This is a genomic window from Deminuibacter soli (assembly GCF_003412455.1).
Classification (GTDB): Bacteria; Bacteroidota; Bacteroidia; order Chitinophagales; family Chitinophagaceae; genus Deminuibacter; species Deminuibacter soli.
The window spans coordinates 1,323,095-1,342,157 of the sequence record NZ_QTJU01000001.1 but is presented as its reverse complement, the minus strand read 5'-3'; the positions used below and the strand labels follow the sequence as shown (position 1 = coordinate 1,342,157).

The following is a 19,063-nucleotide window of genomic DNA, read 5'->3' as shown; positions in this document are numbered from 1 at the left end:
AGTGAATTGTTACTATATATCAAGTATCACTTGTTACCGATGATTCAACGCTTTTGTACGATGAATCAACCATGTCCGCCTACGCTCCATTATATTGAAAAATAAGCCATCCAACACTGAACGGCTTAAAAATAGCTTATTTACCGCCAAAAAACTGCATTTTATCGCTATTTTCAATGAAACGGGCGTTAAGGTATTGATAAAGTTAACATCTTGCATGAACCTTCTGATATTTTTACATTCTATCATGTACCCATGTTTAAAGCAGCCTTCCGGAGCATTGCATTTCAGTTTTGCATCTGGCTTATCATTTTTCTTTTCCCGCTTTTCTCTTACAATGTAAGGGTGCTGGACCCGCATTTTTATTTCAAGGAATGCATCAACAATGTTTTTCTTGTTGCGCTTTTTTACCTGCACATGAATATTTTAATACCCCGTTATTTTGTACGCAACAGGATTTGGGCATATGCAGGTTTTGTGTTGCTGGCCATTTGTTTTATTGCCATTGAACAGCACCTGGTAGAGTACACTACTTTTAAATACATTTCAGCCGCGCACCGTCGCCCTGTAATTATGCCGCATACCTGGCCAACGCGTGAGGCGGCAGACAGTGCCATGGCCCTTATGCGCCTGCCGCGGCAGCCCTGGATGGGTGGTGGATTCGGTGGCTTTGGTGCGGGCGGTATGGAGCATGAAGGAAAAATTCTGCAGCTGCCTGCACATTTGTTTTTCTTAACGCTGCGCAAAGCGCTTTCTTCTGCCCTGCTTATTTTACTGGCCGGCGGTTTTATACGCATTGCGCTGGAGTTGTTTAAAACAGAGCGCAAACGCGCCGAACTGGAAAAAGAAAAACTGGAGGCTGAACTCGGTTTTTTAAAATCGCAGGTAAACCCGCACTTCCTGTTTAACTCGCTTAACAGCATTTATTCACTGGCCCACCGCAATGCCGATGCCACGCAGGAAGCCATTCTGCAACTCTCGCAAATGATGCGGTACATGATTTATGAAAGCAATACCAGCCAGGTGCCGCTGGAGAAAGAACTGGAGTACCTGCAGAATTATATCTACCTTAAAAAACTGCGCCTTACACCTAATATACATATCCATTACACGGTACAGGGTAATATTGCAGGCGCCAGTATTGAACCCATGCTGCTTATTCCTTTCATAGAAAATGCCTTTAAACATGGCATTAGCTATGCCGAGCAATGCGATATTAAGATAGTCATAACAATTTCCGGGCAGCACGAACTGCACTTACTGGTATCCAATAAAGTGTTTAAAAAGGAAACCCCAGAACCGGGTGGCATAGGGCTCGAAAATGTACAGAAGCGCTTACAGCTGCTGTACCCGGGTACACACCGGCTGCAGGTAACCGAAGAAAACAATTATTACACAACATCTCTTTCCGTTCTCTTAAAAAACAGTGCATATGCTTAACTGTACCATCATTGACGATGAGCCGCTGGCTGTAGAGGTTATCAAGGACTTTATTGAAAAAGTTCCTTTTATACGGTTAAAATCAACGTATACCAATGCGCTGGAAGCCCTGCAGCATGTAAATGACAAAGAAACAGACCTCCTGTTTCTCGACATCCGGATGCCCGATATTTCGGGAATTGATTTTGTGCGCAGCCTGCAGCAAAAGCCCGCTGCAGTGATTTTTACCACTGCCTACCAGGAGTATGCACTGGAAAGCTATAATCTGAATGTGCTCGATTACCTGCTGAAGCCCATTCCCTTCAACCGCTTTCTGAGCGCGGTTACCAGGGCGCATGAGTATGTAAGCGCACTGAAAGGTGGCCGCAGGGAAGAACCAGCCGCAAAGAAATTCATCTTCATTAAAACAGAGTATAAAATTGTGAAGATTGAGCTGGATGATATCCTGTATATCGAAGGTTTGAAAGACTATTCCAAAATTTATCTGAAAGATAATCCCAAGCCCATTTTTACCTTACAGAACCTGAAATCGTTCGAAGCAAAATTTCCGCCCGAGCAGTTTACGCGTATTCACCGTTCTTATATTGTATCGGTTAACAAGATTAATGTGATCTGTAAAAACCGCGTAGTGATTGGTCAAACCGATATTCCTATAAGTATAGGATTCAAGAATAATATACAGGAAATAATTCATAAAAATTCGTGAATTGTCTGCCGGTAGTAAGATAAAACATTACTTTAGCAGATAAATAACTGCCGTATATCTGAAAATAACTGTTAAAAATCCATTTTAACGATTAAAAGCAGTTTGTATCAGATAATTTGGGCGCCAAATTGTAAAATTGTATGATTCGGATGAAAAAATCCCTTGTTGTTCTTTCTACTGCAGCTATTACCCTGATGGCTGTATCCTGTTCAAAAAGTTCAGGTGACAGCGATGAAACTACCGGTAACTGGGTTTCACGCTCTGCCTTCGACGGCAAACCCCGTGGTTTTGCAGCCACTTTCAACATCGGTGATGTTGTTTATGTAGGTACCGGTTTTAACTATGCCGAATTAAATGGCGCTATAGCATACAGAGATTTCTGGAGATACCAGCCCAATATTGGCCAGTGGGAATTAATGGCAGCCGTGCCAGGTTATGGCCGCAGCGGTGCCGTAGGTTTTTCAGCCTCAGGCAAAGGTTATATTGGCCTGGGCAACGATTCCCTGAGCCACGCTATGAACGATTTTTACCAGTACGATCCTACCGGCAACACATGGACTGCCATTGCGCCGTTCCCCGCTACTGATGGCCGTTATCAGGCTGTAGCCTTTGGTATTAAAGATACCGGCTATGTTGGTACAGGTTCTAACCCCGGCGGTTCTTACAGGGATTTTTATAAATACGATGCCAATGCAAACAGCTGGACACAAATCGAATCCTGCCCCGGCGATAAAAGAAGCGGCAGCTCTGCCTTCATTTCTGCTGATACTGCAGGTTATGTAGTAGCAGGTGCCAATACCGGCAGCAATGCGCTGAACACAGATTTCGCGTATTACAAACCTGCTGATGGTCACTGGCATTCACTGCGCCCTATCTTTAACAAAAGCTCAGATTCGTACGATGACGATTATTCTGATATCAAACGCACACAGGCTGCAATTTTCGTTATCGGTTCAAACGCTTACCTGAGCACAGGTGCACAAACGCCGGGTGGCACACCTTTCACTAAAACATGGTTGTACGATATCAAAAACGACCAGTGGACAAGAAGAACGCCTTTTGAAAAACAGGCAAGAACCGGTGCTATCGGTTTCAGCTTCTCTGGTCGCGGTTTCATTGGCCTGGGTTCTGCTTCATCAAGCCAGCAGCTCGATGATATCGTTGAGTTCCAGCCAAACGTAACCGAAGATACCAATGACTAAGGCTGCTGTTGCCGCTTTGGGTGGTTGTATGTTGTCCCTGCTTATCATTGCCTGTTCAGGTGGTGGCAAGCACAAAAATCACGAAGGCCAGGTGCCTGTTGATGTACGGGACACGCAATTGAACAATGGCTGGGGGTTTATTATCTCTGTTAACCATAAGCCTTACATTGTGCAGCAACATATTCCAATGCTCCAGGGATCGAATGCTTTTGCGAGTAAGGAAGACGCCCTGAAGGTTGGTAACCTCATGATGAGCAAAATGGTGAAGGGAGAAACATTACCCGTGGTAACAGAGCGGGAATTGGATAGCTTACAGATCACTATTCCAAAATAACAGGATTACTTTCATCTTTCTCTTTATAACAAAAAGCCCCCGGCAAATAAATTGCCGGGGGCTTTTGTATTTTGCGCCATCCGGCACAGCCTGCTAAGGCAAGGTCACATGCTGTGCTGTAACAGCCGCACCAAAAAAGATGCTTGCATGCGTGGCAAAGTCTGCCGCATCATCTGTTGTATAAAAACTGCGCCTGCCTTGCCTGTTTAATTTCACCTCCATTTCAGGATGGCGTTTTAAGTAGTTTTCCAGGCTGGCAGCTACAATTTCGCCCTGCGCTATCACCTGCACTCCTGCAGGCACAAATTGCCGTATTTTAGGCAGCAGCAGCGGGTAATGGGTACAGGCCAGCAGCAGGGCATCTATTGCAGGGTCTTTCTGCAATACTTCTTCTATTTTCTGTTGTACAAAATAATCGGCGCCGGCGCTTTCATGTTCGTTGTTCTCTACCAGCGGCACCCACATGGGGCAGGCCAGTTGCGTTACGGCCACACCGGGAAAGGCTTTGCTGATTTCAATTTCATACGAGCCAGACAAAACGGTACCGCGCGTAGCGAGCACCCCCACGTGTTTCGATTGCGTGTATTGCCCAATTACTTCAGCTGTGGGCCGTATAATGCCCAGCACCCGGTTACCGGGAGCTATCTGCGGCAAATCTGCCTGCTGAATGGTGCGCAGCGCCTTGGCCGAGGCGGTATTACAGGCCAGTATAACCAGCGGGCAGCCCTGGTCAAAAAACCAGCGCACACATTGCAGCGTGTACTGGTATACGGTTTCAAAAGAGCGGTTGCCGTAAGGCGCACGGGCATTATCGCCCAGGTACAGGTAGTCGTACTGCGGCAGCCTGGCCACAATTTCTTTTAACACCGCAAGCCCGCCATAACCTGAATCAAAAACGCCGATCTGTTGCATATGGATGATTTAATGTGTATCCAATAAAGCGCTGTTTACGCAGTATAAAAATAAGCCGCAGCTGGGACATTGCCTGCTTAAACAAACAAAGGCTGCCTCCTGCGAGACAGCCTTTGTTTTGTATCGTTGTTGTTACGGGTGTAACAGCGTTCGTTTATTTTTTGGTGGCAGGTTTGGCTGCACCTGTTGCAGGTTTGGCAGGAGCCTGCTGTTGCGGCTCATCATCCTGTCCGCCGCCGAGTTCAGCCGGCAAAGGCATTTTCAGCTCTTTCGCCACATCTTCAAAAATGTTGCCGATAACAGCATTGCTCGAACCTCTTTCAATAGTACCGGGTTTCAGAACCAGGGTGTATTTTTTAGTATCGAGTACTTTTTTATAAGCATCTACCACTTTCTCATACAGCGGCTGCGCCAGCATGCCTCTTTTGTATTCGGCTTTCTGCTGTGCATAGTTTTGCCAGTATACAACCTGCATCATGAACTGCTGACGCTGGTTTTTCTCCATGTCAAGAACAGTTTTGGCCTTATTGGCAGCTGAATCAGCTTTGTAAGTGCTGTCAACACGTTTCAATTCTGAAGTGATGAATTCGTATTCAGCAGCCAGGGAATCTCGCTGGTAAATTTCCAGCAGGCTGTCTACATTCCTGTAGCCGGGCATGTTCTGAACCATCAGATCAATATCAAATACACCAATTTTTAATTGCTGTGCCTGCGCCTGCGTGTTGTTAGCGGCTAACAACAATCCTACCACTGCCAGCAACGAGAAGAGAACCTTTTTCATCTTGTTGTTTTTTGTTTTTGTTTGAATAAGAACAACCAGAGTATAAAAACTGTGTTGCTGGCTGTTGTTATTTAATTATTATGGGTTTTATAATAAATTCTATCCTTTTATCCCCAGATCACGTAAAATATCGTCGCTTTTATCCAGTTTGGGGTCGGCAAATATAACAGTAATTCCCTCACTTTTGTCCAATATAAAATCGTATCCACGGGCTACTGCCATTTTCTGCACTGCGTTGTAAACCTTGTCCTGTATGGGTTTTACGAGTTTCTGCCTTTCTTTGAACAAATCTCCTTCATAACCAAAGCGTTTCTTCTGCAGATCGCGTACTTCCTTTTCTTTGTTAAACAGCTCGTCTTCCCTTTTCTTCTGCAATTCTGCACTCAGCATTACTTTTTCTGCATCGTAATTCTTGTACATTTTATCAAGATCTGCCTGTTTGCCATCAATTTCTTTTTGCCAGAAATCGCTGGTCTGCTGCAACTTACCCGCTGCATCCTTGTACTCCGGCATTTTATCGAGGATGTACTTGGTATCGATAATGGCATAACGCTGTGCCTTTGCACCTGCAATACCTATCAGCAGCACTAAGGCGGCCAGGAAAACTTTTTTCATACATCAGGAGTTTGGTGATTCTGGTTGCAATATACTATTACTGGCAACTGAAAGGCATAACCGCCCTTCAAATTTGCCCCGGTGTTAACAATCGGACGCCGGTTTTATACCACTATTCCGGTTCAAAGCCCAGCATGAACGTAAACCTGCCGGCACCTTTCAGGCCCTGGCCCGGCTGCGTTCTGTCAAGACCGATACCATAGTCAAACCCAAGCAAACCGAACATCGGCAGGAAGAAGCGCATACCTAAACCAACCGAACGGCGCAGCTGGAATGGATTGTACTCCCTGAAATTGTACCAGCCGTTCGCAGCTTCAAAGAAGCCCAGGCCATAAATGGTACTGCTCGGGTTGAGGCTCAGTGGGTAACGCATTTCAAGCGTATACTTGTTAAACAGGGTAAAGTAGCGCGATGCACCGCTCTGGTCGGGATTCACATTTACATTGGAAGTTTCATATACAGGATAACCTCTCTGCGAAATGATATCATAACCCAACAGGGCATAGGTATTACTTAAACCGGCATCACCCACCTGGAAACGCTCGAACGGAGAAATCTCCAGTTTCGGGTTGTAACGGCCAATGAAACCGTATTTGGCTGAAGCTTTCAGCACAAACTGTTTGTTGCGGTCTTCACCATGCGGCTTGCCGATAGGAATATAATATTCATCGGTAAAGCGCCACTTATGGTACTCGATCCATTTGTATGCTTTGTTGGGATCGTTTTTGGCATCATCCACCAAACTCGGGTCAATGTACGAGAACGGAGGTGTAGCCTGCACGCTCAGCAAAAAGTTAGAACCCGAAGTCGGGAATATCGGCTGGTTAACCGAGTTGCGCTGCAACGCAATTTTCAGGTTCAGGTTATTGGAATAACCATTATTGAAATTGGGCAGGTTATACGCATCAATCGTATAGTTCTTCAAACGGTAGCGCGCATAGCTCAGCGTAAAGCCTAAGTTGAAATAGTCATCCGGCCATTTAATTTGTTTGGCCAAACCAACTGACACACCGGTGGTGCGGAAGAACGAGTTATCGCCCAGCGCTTTTTCATAGCGTCCCGTTGCATAATTATATGCATTCGAAAACTTGGTATCGTACAGGCTTACAGAAAACGCATTACGTTTTTTGCCGCCAAGCCAGGGTTCGGTAAATGATATATTATACGAGCGGTATGCACGTCCGTTACTCTGCACACGCAGACTTAACTTTTGCCCATCACCTGTTGGCAAAGGATCCCACGCCTTTTTGCTGAAAATATTTTTAATCGAGAAGTTATTAAATGATACACCCACTGTACCGGTTAAACCGATACCGCCACCAAAACCTGCACTCAGCTCCAGCTGGTCGCTCGATTTTTCTTCCACGTTCCAGGTAATGTCAACCGTACCATCGTCGGGATTAGGCACAACGTTCGGTGCAACTTTTTCCTGGTTGAAATAACCAAGGTTGGCAATTTCGCGCTGTGAACGAATCAGCAGTGTGCGGCTGAATTTATCACCGGGTATGGTGCGCAGCTCACGGCGGATAACGTGTTCTTTCGTTTTATCGTTACCGGTGATGCGTACGTTTTTGATAGTCGCCTGCGGACCTTCTCTCAAGCGGATTTCAAAATCGATGGTATCATTATATACCGCCGTTTCAGTAGGGTCTGCCTGGAAAAACAGGTAACCATCATCCATGTACAGGCCACTGATATCGCCACCTTCGGGTGAAGCGGCACTGAGTTTTTTGTGCAGGATGTCTGCATTATAAATATCCCCTTTCTTGATGCCAAGAATTACGGTAAGAATAGAATCGGAGAATTTGGTGTTACCGCGCCAGGTTACATTACCGAAATAATATTTGTGACCTTCACTCACCTGGATGTTGATGTTCATGTTGCCCTTGCTGTTGTAAAACGGCAGGCTGCGCACGATAGAGGCATCACGGTAACCGAGCGAGTTATAATAGGTAACGATATTGTCTTTGTCTTCTTCGTATTTTTTATCGTCGAACTTGGCAGAAGTAAACAGTTTCAAACGCACATAAGGATCCAGCACACGTTTGGTTTTGCTGTAAGTCAAAAATCCTTTATCGTTCAGGTATTCTTTAAATGTATAGTGCCTTGGATTAATGAAACCACCGGTATCATTGGTTGGGAAGAAAGTCAGGCGCGTCATTTCATGCGTGCCTTTCATCTGTTTTTTCAAACGGCTGTCTTCCACATTATCGTTACCGGCAAAATCAATGTTGTTGATTTTAACCTTCACACCTTTGGTAATATAAAAGGTGAGGAACATGTAGTTTTCAGAAGTAGGATCTTTTGTTTCTGTGATAGAAACCTTTACCCTGCGGTAGCCTTTTTCAAAGAAGTATTTTTTGATGGCATCTGTTGCAGTGATCTTCATGTTCTCGGTAATCACGTGGCTGGGCACCAGTCCTGTTTTGGCGTTCAGGTCATCAGCTTCGCCTTTGCGTATGCCTTTGAAATAGTGTTTGGATAATTTGGGACGTTCTGTTACAGCAATTTCAACATCAATATTATTGCCTTCAAGTTTGGTGATGTATACTTCTACATCGCTGAAATAATTCTGTGCCCACAGTTTGGTGATGGCATGCGCAAACTGGTCGCCACCGGGGATGGTAATTTCATCTCCTTTATTAAGGCCGGTAAGAGAAAGCAGCAATGCTTCATCAAAAACCTTGTTACCGGTTACTTTAACAGATGCGATCTTGTATTTTTTGGGAGTTTTCTGATTAAACAGGTTGATGAGGTCTGCATCAATAGATGTGACCTTATCTGTGCTGTCAGCAGGTTTTGTTACTGGCACCTGGGCTATGGCTATATGACTGCCCAAGCAGACCAAGATTGCCAGAATAAGAGATTTACAAGCGTTATGCATCCAATATTGCTGTTTGTTTGAAACCGTACTGAGCGAGCGCACTCTATCAGCAGTTGGTTCTGGGATAAGTGGCGGCAAATTAACGGGAATTATTAAAAGTGTTTGTTAAATCGGGCCACTAAAGACGAGAAAAACTAATGAATCGCAGCGGTTTGTTGTAATTGGTCGCTGGTTTTGCCGAAACGGCGTTCTCTTCCCTGGAAATTGATGATAGCCTGGTAAAGGTTTTCTTTTCTGAAATCGGGCCAACGGGTATCGGTAAAATAGAGTTCGGCATATGCTAACTGGTACAACAAAAAGTTACTGATGCGGTATTCGCCACTTGTTCTGATCATCAGCTCGGGGTCGGGAAATGCACTGGTGGCAAGGTATTGCTGCAGGGTATCCTGTGAAATGGTATCTGGGTCAACTTTGCCGCTTTTTACGTCGGCGGCAATGTGTTTAACTGCATTCACCAGCTCCCAGCGGCTGCTGTAGCTGAGTGCCATTACCAGGTTTAAACCGGTATTGTGACTGGTTTCTTCCAGTGCTTCCTGCAGTTCGCGTGCAGCATTGGCCGGCAGCATGCCTATATCGCCAATTACGTGCATGCGTATATTATTCCTGTTAAGTATAGGTACTTCTTTGCGGATGGTATCTACCAGCAGTTCCATCAGGCCAGACACTTCGTACTGGGGCCTGTCCCAGTTTTCGGTGCTGAAGGCATACAGGGTAAGGTATTCAATGCCCAGCTCGGCGCAGCCTTCCACAATATCACGCACACTTTCAACACCATGAAAATGGCCGTACAGTCTGTCCTGCCCTTTTTCCTGGGCCCAGCGGCCATTACCATCCATGATAATGGCGATGTGTCTGGGTAAACGATTTTTATCTATTTTTTCCATCAGTTCCTGCATAAACCCCTGCATTAAAATGAGGCTGGCAAATTTACGAAATGTAGCGGCTAACCGCTTTGTGTTCGGCTTTTAAAAAGATTTTACCGTGGGAAAGATAGGCCAATATTTTGTTTCATGCAGGAGTATTGTGAATTAATTCACTTAAAAACTGCGTAAAAACAGACAAATATTTATTGTTTCTATACATATGGGGCACATTTCGTGCCCGCTCGGCATATTACGGCCGATACGCATTATGGTGTGGGGCAACGGTAAGACGACAAGTTGAAAGAGAAACCCACCTGGAAAATAACATACGCATCTTTCTGCGAGCTGTTACCACGCTGGCGGCCTTTTATGCCTACCGGTGTGCCGGTTTCATAACTCCTGTCCTGCAGCAGGTAAGGGATAGAGCCTGCTACAAAAGCATCAGGCGCGTAGGTGCTGCTTACATCGTCGAGGTAATCGGTAGTGGTAAAACGGTAACCCAGTTCGGCAAACACATTAAAGCTCGGGTTAACTGCGTATTTAAAACCAACGGCCAGCGGAATACACATGGCAGTTGAGCCGTACGGTTTCCTGCCGGGGTAGGCAGTGCTGCCCTGGCCTTCGGTGCCAATGGAGCGGAGATAGTATTTGTTGCCGTCGAGATAAGTATAGGGATCGTAAGAAAACAAGCCCAGGCCCAGTGATACATAAGGCGTATAGTTGTAGCCTTCCACACCGGGTATAAAACGGAAAAAGTTGAACTCACCGCTCAGTGCCAGTTCCCAGATATTGCTGTTGAAGCTGAGGTTGCGGCGGCGCTGTACTTCGTTTTTGCTGTAAATATCAGAATAACCAACCAGAGCATAGTTGCCGGCCAGTTTAAGTGCGATGTAATTGTTAAGCTGTTTGCGGAAGAAAATACCACCTGAGAATTTAGGCCTGTTAATGGCGGCGCGGGTATTGAGGTCGCCAAAATAATGGGCCAGGCCCAGCGCTCCTCCAATTTCGCCTTCCTGCACATAGCTGTCGGTATACTGAGCCTGTGCCTGGAATGCCGTAACGGCGATAAATACAAGTAGTACGAATTTCTTAAACATAAACGCAAAATAAGGAATGTTACAATAACGAAAAACCCGAACGTTTCTTGTTTCCGTTAATTAATTTCTTTTATCGAGCCCCCAGGTGAGCTTGTTACGCAGCGTTGAAAGAAAACTGTTTTCGTTTAAACGCACCAAATTCAGGCCGAATTTTTCTTTTTTAACGGCCAGCTGTACGTCTTTGTCGACTATTTCCCTGCGCGAATCAAGTGCACAGATAAACTGGTCGGTACGACCTTCCACTTCAAAGGAAATAATATTCCCGTCAGGCACCACAATAGGGCGTACGTTCAGGTTATGGGGGGCAATGGGGGTAATGAGAAAGCTGGCAGAATCGGGGAATACAATAGGGCCGTTGCAGCTAAGGTTATAGCCGGTGCTGCCGGTTGGTGTTGAAACAATCAGGCCATCGGCCCAGTAGCTGTTTAAAAATTCTCCGTTAAGGTAGGTATGAATTTTTATCATCGATGAGTTATCGCGTTTCAGGATCGAGAACTCGTTCAGGGCAAATGGGTCGTCGCCAAACAAAGGCACATTGGCATCGAGGTGAATAAGTGTACGGTTGTCTACCACATAGGTACCGTTGGCCAGTGCATCAACTGCGCTGCTGAGTTCTTCCTTACCCAGGCTGGCCAAAAAACCAAGCCTGCCGAAGTTGATACCGAGTATCGGTACCAGTTTGTCGCGCACCAGGGTAACCGTATCGAGTATGGTGCCGTCGCCGCCGAGGCTTATCAGGCAATCCACCGAAGTATCAAGGTCGTGATGATCTTTAAACAGGCAGCACTCCCTGTCAATATTCAGCACATCGCCATAGGCGGCATGCATGGTTTCATGCAACATCACGGATATTTTGTACCGCTGCAGCTCCTGAACCAAAATCAGTAATTGTTGATGTTGTTCCGCGTCTAATCCCCGGCTGTATATTGCAACTTTCATTGTATTCTTATTGCAGCAATGGCAAAACTAGCGTTCAAAACCAAGATGCAAAGATTTATTTTTTGGCCTCCCGGGTGCAGTGCCTGAGGGGGGAGTGTTTACATTTTGAGATAGGTCATCAGCAGATCATAATTCTCTTTCAGCTCGTTCTCGTACGATTCTTCGCCGAAGTAATAGCGAATGATGTAATCGTAACGCTGAAACGTAGCCACAATATCAGATACCTCGAATTTATTGATCTTGATGCTGATCAGCAGCATACCAGTGGCAGCATCTACGGCGGTATTTACCTGGGTAATATAGGCATCATTGGTTTCTACCAGCCGGCTGATTTCGCTGAAGGAAAAATTGCGCTTTTCCATTTCCATCACAATCAGTCCGCCGGGTTCTTCGGCACCGGTGAATTTGCTGGCGGCATGAATCAGTTCCATCTGTGGAATTACGCCCTGCAATTCCTTTGTTTCACCATTAACTACAGGCACCAATGATATATCGAAAGAAGCAGCCGTTTTAAGTGCTGTTAAAAAGTGATCGGTCATTAATACTGACGGGCCCTGCCATTGGTGCTCGAGCATGGCGATGGTATTGTTATCATCAGCATCGAGCAGGTCGCTTTTGGCAACAAGGCCCATATATTTCAGGTCGCTCACCACGGCCAGGTGGGCAATATCATAATCATCCATTAACTGCAGGGCAAGGGCCACTTTGTCAACCGGACTGACAGACGGATAATTGGTAACAACAAGTTGTGAAGCTAACATGTACAGGCCCTCCTTTCATTGTTTGTGCAGCAAAACTTACACCACAGTTGCAGCCGGCTGTTTCAGCTTCGTCAAAAACGATTCGAGTATTTTGTTAAACTCACCGGGCACTTCCATCATAGGGGCATGACCGCATTTATCTATAAAATACAACTCGCTGTTGGGAATAAGCCTGTTAAACTCTTTGGCCACGAACGGCGGCGTAATAGTATCATTATTTCCCCAGATAAGCAGGGTTGGCTGCTTAATCTGGCTTACTTCTTCACCCAGGTTATTGCGGATGGCGCTTTTGGCAAGAGAAATAATCTTGATCACCTTCAGGCGATTGTTGGTTATTTCAAACACCTCGTCCACCAGTTCTTTGGTAGCCTTGGCAGGATCGTAAAAAGTAAGCTCCGATTTTTTGCGGATATACTCATAGTCACCTCTTTTGGGATAGGTATCACCCATACCATTTTCAAACAGGCCCGAGCTGCCGGTTAAGATAAGGGACTTGATACGTTCGGGATGCTTTAATACATGCAGCAATGCCACATGCCCGCCAAGCGAATTGCCCAGCAGGTGAATCTGGTCATACTCACGTACCTCGATAAACCGTTGAATGTATTTTTCAAAACCACCGACCGTGGTATGAAAAATATCGAGATCGAATAACGGCAACAGTGGCACAATTACTTTGTACTGCTTGCGGAAGTGTTCAACCAGGTCGCTAAAATTACTCAAAGCACCAAACAATCCATGCAGCAGCAGCAGCGGTTCTCCTTCGCCTTCTTCCAGAAATCTGAATTTATCGTATTGTTTTATCTCGTAGTTCATCACTCTATCTTTCTTAAGGGCAACAGCCTGTTCAATGATTACAAATAAACAGAATTTCGGCTTAAAACCCAAACCGGTCCCGTTTAATTGCGTGAATTACTGCAAACTCACTTACTAAAGTACTTGTTTTACGTTAATAAATGCTTAAGTATGCGGAATCATGCTTTTTCGGCCATTGTTCCGAAAAATTTTTCCAATTGAGTAAACATATCCCGGCAAACCGGCACTACCTTGCCAAATCCGTTCATAACAACAGGACCCCATGGTTCTATCCAGTTGTAACAGATGGATTGACTGATTGTTTCATTTTTCAGCACCCCGGTTTGTTTCGCAAAAAACAACAGTATACTGAACACCATGAGGTACAAGGCAAGGTAAAAACAAATACCTCCCAGTTTATTGATCCACCCCAGCATAGCCACATCCATTCCTGCCTGTATTAATGCCGCACACCAGCGCACCAGTAATATTACGCCCAGCAGCACAATAATAAAGGAAATAAACGGCAGCCATTTTGTTGCGATATGCGTGTTACCCTGCAACCAGCCTGCCACCACTACCGATAATTTCAGCGCAGCCGCAAGCCCTATTACAACAGCCAGAAAAGAAAATACCGCAAGCACCAGTCCTTTGGTAAAACCTTTAACCAGGGCCAGTACAATTAGTATCAGACAAACCAGGTCAATAGCCATAGATCATAACTAAACATCCGGGCACCAAAAGGCAAACCGGATGTAATGCATCGAAAATATTATTTAGCCAGCAGTTCTTTCAGCGCGGCAGAAATGGTTTTGCCATCTGCACGGCCTGCCAGCTGTTTGGAAGCCACGCCCATTACCTTGCCCATATCGGCAGGAGCGCTTGCGCCTGTAGCGGCAATAATCTGCTGCAACTCGGCTTTTAGTTCTGCCTCACCCAGCTGTACAGGTAAAAACTTTTCAATCACATTTATTTCCTGCTGTTCTTTTTCAGCAAGATCGGTCCTGTTCTGCTGCTGGAATATCTCCAGTGAATCTTTGCGCTGTTTCACCAGCTTCTGCAGCATTTTCACTTCGCTTTCTTCTGTCAGTTCACCTGAAGCACCTGCTTCGGTTTTGGCAAGAATAATCGCAGCCTTGATAGCACGCAATGCGCGCAACCCGGCTTCGTCTTTTGCTTTCATGGCGTCTTTCATTTGCGCCATTATGTTCTGTTCTAAACTCATATGGTTATCATTTAGCGGCAACTCCCGCAAATCGTAAATTTATTTGTTTTCTTTTTCCTGCAGTGCCCTGAATTTTTTGTAGAAGGCCTGGGCAAATGCCTTCATGTCTTTCACCAGTTCCTGCTGATGGGTGGCACGGTCGTAGGTATCGGCCATGCTCATCATGGTTTGGTAAAAGAAATCGGCCATTTCATCTACCATCATTTCTTTGGTCCACAGGTCAATGCGCAGGGCACTTTTATCAGCACCATCCCAAAAGGCAATCATCATGGCCCTGGCTTTCTGCGCCTCATCGGTGGTGGTATCGCTTGCCTGCCAGGTAATATTTTCGGGTACTTTATCTTTATCCAGTTCTACATTAATCTTAATGGTTGAAGTATGCATATCACTTTTTTAAGAAGCACAAAAGTACAATATCGCAATTTAACCGTGTAATCGGGCTGCAAGGGCAGCCAGTTGGGCGGCCTGGTTATTCCAGCTGTATTGGGTGGCGCGTTGTTTTCCCTTTTCAATGGCCTGCTCCCGCAGCGATTCGTCTTTATATACCTTAATCATTTGCTGGCCCAGCGCCTCAACATCACCTGCGGGTGCATATAGCGCCGCATCGCCGCACAGCTCGGGTATGGCACCTGCGTCGGCAGCAATCACCGGAACCCCGCTGGCCATGGCTTCCAGCGCCTGCATGCCAATATCTTCATATGAAGAGGGGTGCACTACAGCATAAGCGCCTGCCACCAGCTGCGCCATGGTTTGCGTGTTTTGCGGATCGAGCATTTCTACATCACTGCGGTATTTATAGGTATCCAGCATGTCCAGCTCTGCCGCATACTTACCCGGGGTATCGCCCACAATCACCAGTTTCATGTTGCTTTTCTGCCATTTTTTAAACACAGAAAAGGCTTTCAGCAGTAAACCGATGTTGCGGTATTGATACAGGGTGCCATAGCATAAAAAGTATTCGCAGGCACCGGCATAGGTTACCTTGGTTTGCTCGCGCTGCGCCCAGCTTACCGGCTCATAGTGCGGGCCTGCGGCTGCGTGTAGCACCGTTATTTTGTCGGCAGGCAGCTGCGTGTGTTTTTCCAGCTGCGCCTTGGCAAAGGCAGACGGCACCACTACATGCGTAGCCTTGCGCACCATTTTACCCAGCCAGGCAATTTTTTCGTGTGGCAAAAACATTTTGCGCTGCTGCAGAAAAGCCAGGTGTGGTACCAGCAATAGCTGGCGGGTGCCTGCCGTTAAACTGCCATAACTTTCTGCACCGATAAACAAACCGGTTTTTTCCTTTTTCAGCACACCCGGCAGTTTCACGTCGTACCAGAAACGCGCAGATATTTCGCCCTTAATGGCCGGTGTTACAGCCAGGGTACGCGAACAAAGTCCGTTACCGGCAACCGGGTCGCCGTCGGTGATGCAGGTAAATTCACTCACACTATCCTGCAGAATCCAGCGTGAAACCAGCTCATGAACATAAATACCCGCTGCCGTTTGCGGAACCGTAAACGATGGATTGGTTTTGATAACAATGCGCATTTCGCAAAGATCGGGAAGATGGTCAGATTGTAATAAATGGTTTGATTGTTTAATTGATGAAGTGTCAATTGTTCAATGATTTAATTATTCAAAAACAATGCAGGTGACGCTGGGGAGTGAATACTTTAATTAAATATTTATTGTTCAGCAAATTATGGCATGTATGATGCAGTAAGCGGGTTATTTATCAAATTTTGATCTATTTTTATTGTTTATCAATAAATATTCATTACTTTTGCCTCATACCAAAACAGTCATCATGGAAATTAAAATCACTATCAGGCAAACGCTGAACGTACTGCTTGTTCTTTCATGGCTCTTATTTACAGGTCTGTGTATAGAAGCCGGCGGTTTTATTGCGAACGCCATTTTTGCCATTGCCAACCCGGGTATTGTTACGCATCTCTGGCAGCAGGTTGACTTATCGGCGCTTTTCCAGCACGATCACGGGTATTTTTTTGTAGTAACCCTGCTATTGAGCATTGTTGCGGTGATGAAGGCCTGGTTGTTTTTCCTGATCGTAAAAATGCTGTACAAGAAAGACCTGGATATGGCCCTGCCTTTCAGCGATAAGGTGCGGCGATTTCTTTTCCTTTCGTCTTATATCACGCTGGTTATCGGCTTGTTTTGCTGGTATGGCGTTAAGTATACCGAATGGCTGGTGGGAAAAGGCATTAAAATGCCCGATACACAATACCTGCGCCTGGGCGGGGCCGATGTATGGCTGTTTATGGCGGTTGTGCTATTTATCATCGCGCAGATTTTTAAAAGAGGAATTGAAATTCAATCAGAAAACGAATTAACTGTATAAGCCATGCCGATTATTGTAAACCTTGATGTAATGATGGCCAAGCGGAAAATGTCGCTGAATGAATTGTCTGAAAAGGTAGGTCTAACCCTATCCAACCTTTCTATTCTCAAAACAGGTAAGGCAAAAGCAATACGCTTCAGCACCCTTGAAGCCATTTGTAAAGTGCTGGATTGCCAGCCTGCAGATATACTGGAGTACAAAGAAGACTAAAGGCGCGCCCTGCGGGCGCGCCTTTAGTCTTCTTGTTCAAGAGGTTCCGGCGTTCTGATGTTCAATTATCCGTGCACCTATACCCCAATTGAACCTTTGAACTCTTAAACTTTTTGAACATTTCTACTGCTTCGCAGCCCAGGCGTCCATTTTTTTCTCGATCACGTCGAGTGGCATGGCGCCGTCTTTCAGGAATTCATCGTGAAAGGCTGACAGCTTGAATTTGGCGCCCAGCTGCTGCTCGTATTTATTGCGCAGCTCGCGTATTTTCAGTGCACCGATTTTATAGCTCAGCGCCTGGCCGGGGATGGCCATATAACGCTCAATTTCGGCAGTAGCGCCGTCTTCACTGATCGGCTCGTTTTCCATCATGTATTTAATGGCTTCTTCGCGTGTCATACCCTTGGTGTGTATTGCCACATCTACTACCAGGCGAACGGCACGGTGCATTTCATCGCCCAGTGCGCCCATGTACTGGTAGGGGTCGGTATATAATCCCAGCTCTTTGCCCAGGCTTTCGCAATACAAAGCCCAGCCTTCCTGGTAAGCACCGTAGCCAAGGAAGCGCCTGAATTTAGGCAGGTCGTTGTTTTCCTGGGTAAGACTTATCTGGTAATGATGCCCCGGTATGGCTTCGTGCAAAAACAGGCTTTCCATGCCGCTGGTGGTATTGAATTTGGTGGCGTCTACAATCGGCACATAGAAAATGCCTGGTCTTGTACCGTCAGGCGAGCCCTGGTTGTATTCTGCGCTGGCACTGGCCGCGCGGAAGGCTTCTGTCTGCCGTATTTCAAACGGTGTTTTGGGTGTGCGGCCAAACATCTTTGCCAGGTTGGGCGTCATGCGTGCGTGAATGGAATGAAAGGCATCCAGCACTTCTTTCGGTGTTTTGTATGGGGTAAACAGCGGGTTTGTTTTCATGTACTGGAAAAACGAATCCAGGCTGCCGTTGAAATGTACGGCCGTTTTTACGCTGTCCATCAATCCACGGATGCGTTTTACTTCGCTTAAACCGGTATTGTAAATGTCTTCCGGTTGTTTATTGGTGGTTGTCCAGTAATGCGCCAGGTAAGCGTAGTATTTGTCGCCATTGGGTATGGCGCTGATGCCGCTGGTGCTGCGCGCATGTGGCAGGTATTGTGTTTTAAGGTAAGTGCCTAGCTTAAGATAGGCGGGCACTAACTGTGTTTTAATCAGCTGCACATAGGCATCGGTCAGGCGTTTTTTATCTGCATCACTGAATGTAGCGGGCATTTTTGCAATGGGACCGTAAAAAATACTTTTGGTGGCATCCGGTGTAACCATGGCATCCATTTGCGGAATCACTTTTACCACCAGTGTACGGGGCAGTACCGTGCTGTCGGCAATACCTTTGCCGAAATACGCAATAGCACTGTCAGTCCAGGCACTGAAACCTGCGGCACGCTTCAGCCACATATCATAATCCTGCACGGTTTTAAAAGGCTGTGCGCCTTCGCCGCTGCCCAGCTGGCCCAGTGTGAGCGTAAGACCCCAGAACTGGTTGGCAGGCATGTAGTTGTCGTGAAACTGCAGCCCGTCCAGGCTGGTTTTCATTTCATAGGTGAAAATATCGTAGCTAACCTGGTCGTTCTCACTCAGCTCGTCACGTTTGTACTGGCCGATAGAATCCTGGTAACGTTGAAAAAAGGTTTTGAGTTTAGCGCGGTAGCTGTCGGTAAAATCAACCGGCAGCTGGTCGTTGTAACGGTTGTCGCCGTTGAAAGTGGCTTCCAGCGGAAACAGCTGCATGCGATCTTCATAGTAGCTGTTAAACAGGTTTGCCAATGCAGTATTGGGTGTTTTGGCAGTATTGGTACCCGTATGGCAGCCAGCCGCTGCGGCCCCGGCCAGTAATACCATCAGTAATTTTTTCATGCTGTACGTTCAATTTTGCCGGAAGATAGAAAAAAGGCGGGATTAATGTTGGGTCTTAC

Annotated in this window: 20 protein-coding genes; 6 read left to right on the top strand and 14 right to left on the bottom strand. The window is 46.1% G+C overall.

Translation table 11 applies throughout. The features are described 5' to 3' along the window. The first annotated feature begins 213 nt into the window (after positions 1–213). From DXN05_RS05905 to DXN05_RS05890, 4 genes are all read left to right on the top strand, one after another. Complete coding sequence (locus tag DXN05_RS05905) at positions 214–1,440, top strand: sensor histidine kinase (protein WP_116846244.1); 1,227 nt, start codon at positions 214–216, stop codon at positions 1,438–1,440. Continuing rightward, the gene (locus tag DXN05_RS05900; RefSeq protein WP_116846243.1) at positions 1,433–2,146 is read left to right on the top strand and encodes a LytR/AlgR family response regulator transcription factor; all 714 of its coding nucleotides are present in this window, start codon (positions 1,433–1,435) and stop codon (positions 2,144–2,146) included. The genes DXN05_RS05905 and DXN05_RS05900 overlap by 8 nt, the downstream gene beginning before the upstream one ends. Positions 2,147–2,295: 149 nt before the next feature. Beyond that, positions 2,296–3,348 (top strand): Kelch repeat-containing protein, encoded by a 1,053-nt coding sequence (locus tag DXN05_RS05895; protein WP_158559140.1) that lies wholly within the window; start codon positions 2,296–2,298, stop codon positions 3,346–3,348. Then, positions 3,341–3,682, top strand: a complete 342-nt coding sequence (locus DXN05_RS05890; RefSeq protein ID WP_116846241.1) for a DUF4907 domain-containing protein — start codon at positions 3,341–3,343, stop codon at positions 3,680–3,682. The genes DXN05_RS05895 and DXN05_RS05890 overlap by 8 nt, the downstream gene beginning before the upstream one ends. 93 nt (positions 3,683–3,775) lie before the next feature. Here the strand turns inward: DXN05_RS05890 and murI are convergent, their stop codons facing one another. From murI to DXN05_RS05825, 13 genes are all read right to left on the bottom strand, one after another. After that, positions 3,776–4,594, bottom strand: coding sequence for a glutamate racemase (murI, locus tag DXN05_RS05885; RefSeq protein ID WP_116846240.1), 819 nt, complete (start codon positions 4,592–4,594; stop codon positions 3,776–3,778). 154 nt (positions 4,595–4,748) lie between these two features. Then, positions 4,749–5,375 (bottom strand): OmpH family outer membrane protein, encoded by a 627-nt coding sequence (locus DXN05_RS05880; protein ID WP_116846239.1) that lies wholly within the window; start codon positions 5,373–5,375, stop codon positions 4,749–4,751. Between the two features lie 99 nt (positions 5,376–5,474). Next, positions 5,475–5,990, bottom strand: a complete 516-nt coding sequence (locus tag DXN05_RS05875) for an OmpH family outer membrane protein (RefSeq protein ID WP_116846238.1) — start codon at positions 5,988–5,990, stop codon at positions 5,475–5,477. Positions 5,991–6,102: 112 nt separating this feature from the next. Beyond that, positions 6,103–8,829, bottom strand: coding sequence for a BamA/OMP85 family outer membrane protein (locus DXN05_RS05870; RefSeq protein ID WP_245975133.1), 2,727 nt, complete (start codon positions 8,827–8,829; stop codon positions 6,103–6,105). A gap of 179 nt (positions 8,830–9,008) precedes the next feature. Next, positions 9,009–9,770, bottom strand: coding sequence for an isoprenyl transferase (locus DXN05_RS05865; RefSeq protein WP_116846417.1), 762 nt, complete (start codon positions 9,768–9,770; stop codon positions 9,009–9,011). Between the two features lie 233 nt (positions 9,771–10,003). Beyond that, entirely contained in the window at positions 10,004–10,834 is an 831-nt protein-coding gene (gene porG / locus DXN05_RS05860; protein WP_116846236.1) for a type IX secretion system protein PorG, read from the bottom strand. A gap of 60 nt (positions 10,835–10,894) precedes the next feature. Beyond that, positions 10,895–11,773 (bottom strand): NAD kinase, encoded by an 879-nt coding sequence (locus DXN05_RS05855; RefSeq protein WP_116846235.1) that lies wholly within the window; start codon positions 11,771–11,773, stop codon positions 10,895–10,897. Between the two features lie 98 nt (positions 11,774–11,871). Continuing rightward, complete coding sequence (locus tag DXN05_RS05850) at positions 11,872–12,534, bottom strand: CBS domain-containing protein (protein WP_116846234.1); 663 nt, start codon at positions 12,532–12,534, stop codon at positions 11,872–11,874. A gap of 36 nt (positions 12,535–12,570) precedes the next feature. Further along, positions 12,571–13,350 (bottom strand): alpha/beta fold hydrolase, encoded by a 780-nt coding sequence (locus tag DXN05_RS05845; RefSeq protein ID WP_116846416.1) that lies wholly within the window; start codon positions 13,348–13,350, stop codon positions 12,571–12,573. Between the two features lie 158 nt (positions 13,351–13,508). Further along, on the bottom strand, positions 13,509–14,042 hold the full coding sequence (locus DXN05_RS05840) for a CvpA family protein (RefSeq protein ID WP_116846233.1): 534 nt from the start codon (positions 14,040–14,042) through the stop codon (positions 13,509–13,511). A gap of 59 nt (positions 14,043–14,101) precedes the next feature. Next, positions 14,102–14,554, bottom strand: coding sequence for a GatB/YqeY domain-containing protein (locus DXN05_RS05835; RefSeq protein WP_116846232.1), 453 nt, complete (start codon positions 14,552–14,554; stop codon positions 14,102–14,104). Positions 14,555–14,593: 39 nt separating this feature from the next. Beyond that, complete coding sequence (gene gldC / locus DXN05_RS05830) at positions 14,594–14,938, bottom strand: gliding motility protein GldC (protein WP_116846231.1); 345 nt, start codon at positions 14,936–14,938, stop codon at positions 14,594–14,596. A 39-nt stretch (positions 14,939–14,977) separates the two neighbouring features. Further along, complete coding sequence (locus DXN05_RS05825; RefSeq protein WP_116846230.1) at positions 14,978–16,087, bottom strand: glycosyltransferase family 4 protein; 1,110 nt, start codon at positions 16,085–16,087, stop codon at positions 14,978–14,980. Between the two features lie 259 nt (positions 16,088–16,346). Here DXN05_RS05825 and DXN05_RS05820 point away from each other — a divergent pair, with 259 nt between their 5' ends. Next, on the top strand, positions 16,347–16,898 hold the full coding sequence (locus DXN05_RS05820; RefSeq protein ID WP_116846229.1) for a DUF2975 domain-containing protein: 552 nt from the start codon (positions 16,347–16,349) through the stop codon (positions 16,896–16,898). 3 nt (positions 16,899–16,901) lie between these two features. After that, a complete protein-coding gene (locus DXN05_RS05815; RefSeq protein WP_116846228.1) occupies positions 16,902–17,108 on the top strand; it encodes a helix-turn-helix domain-containing protein in 207 nt (68 codons plus the stop codon). 123 nt (positions 17,109–17,231) lie between these two features. On the opposite strand, the gene DXN05_RS05810 is transcribed toward DXN05_RS05815, so the two are convergent. Beyond that, entirely contained in the window at positions 17,232–19,004 is a 1,773-nt protein-coding gene (locus tag DXN05_RS05810) for a DUF885 domain-containing protein (RefSeq protein ID WP_116846227.1), read from the bottom strand. Positions 19,005–19,063: the final 59 nt, after the last annotated feature.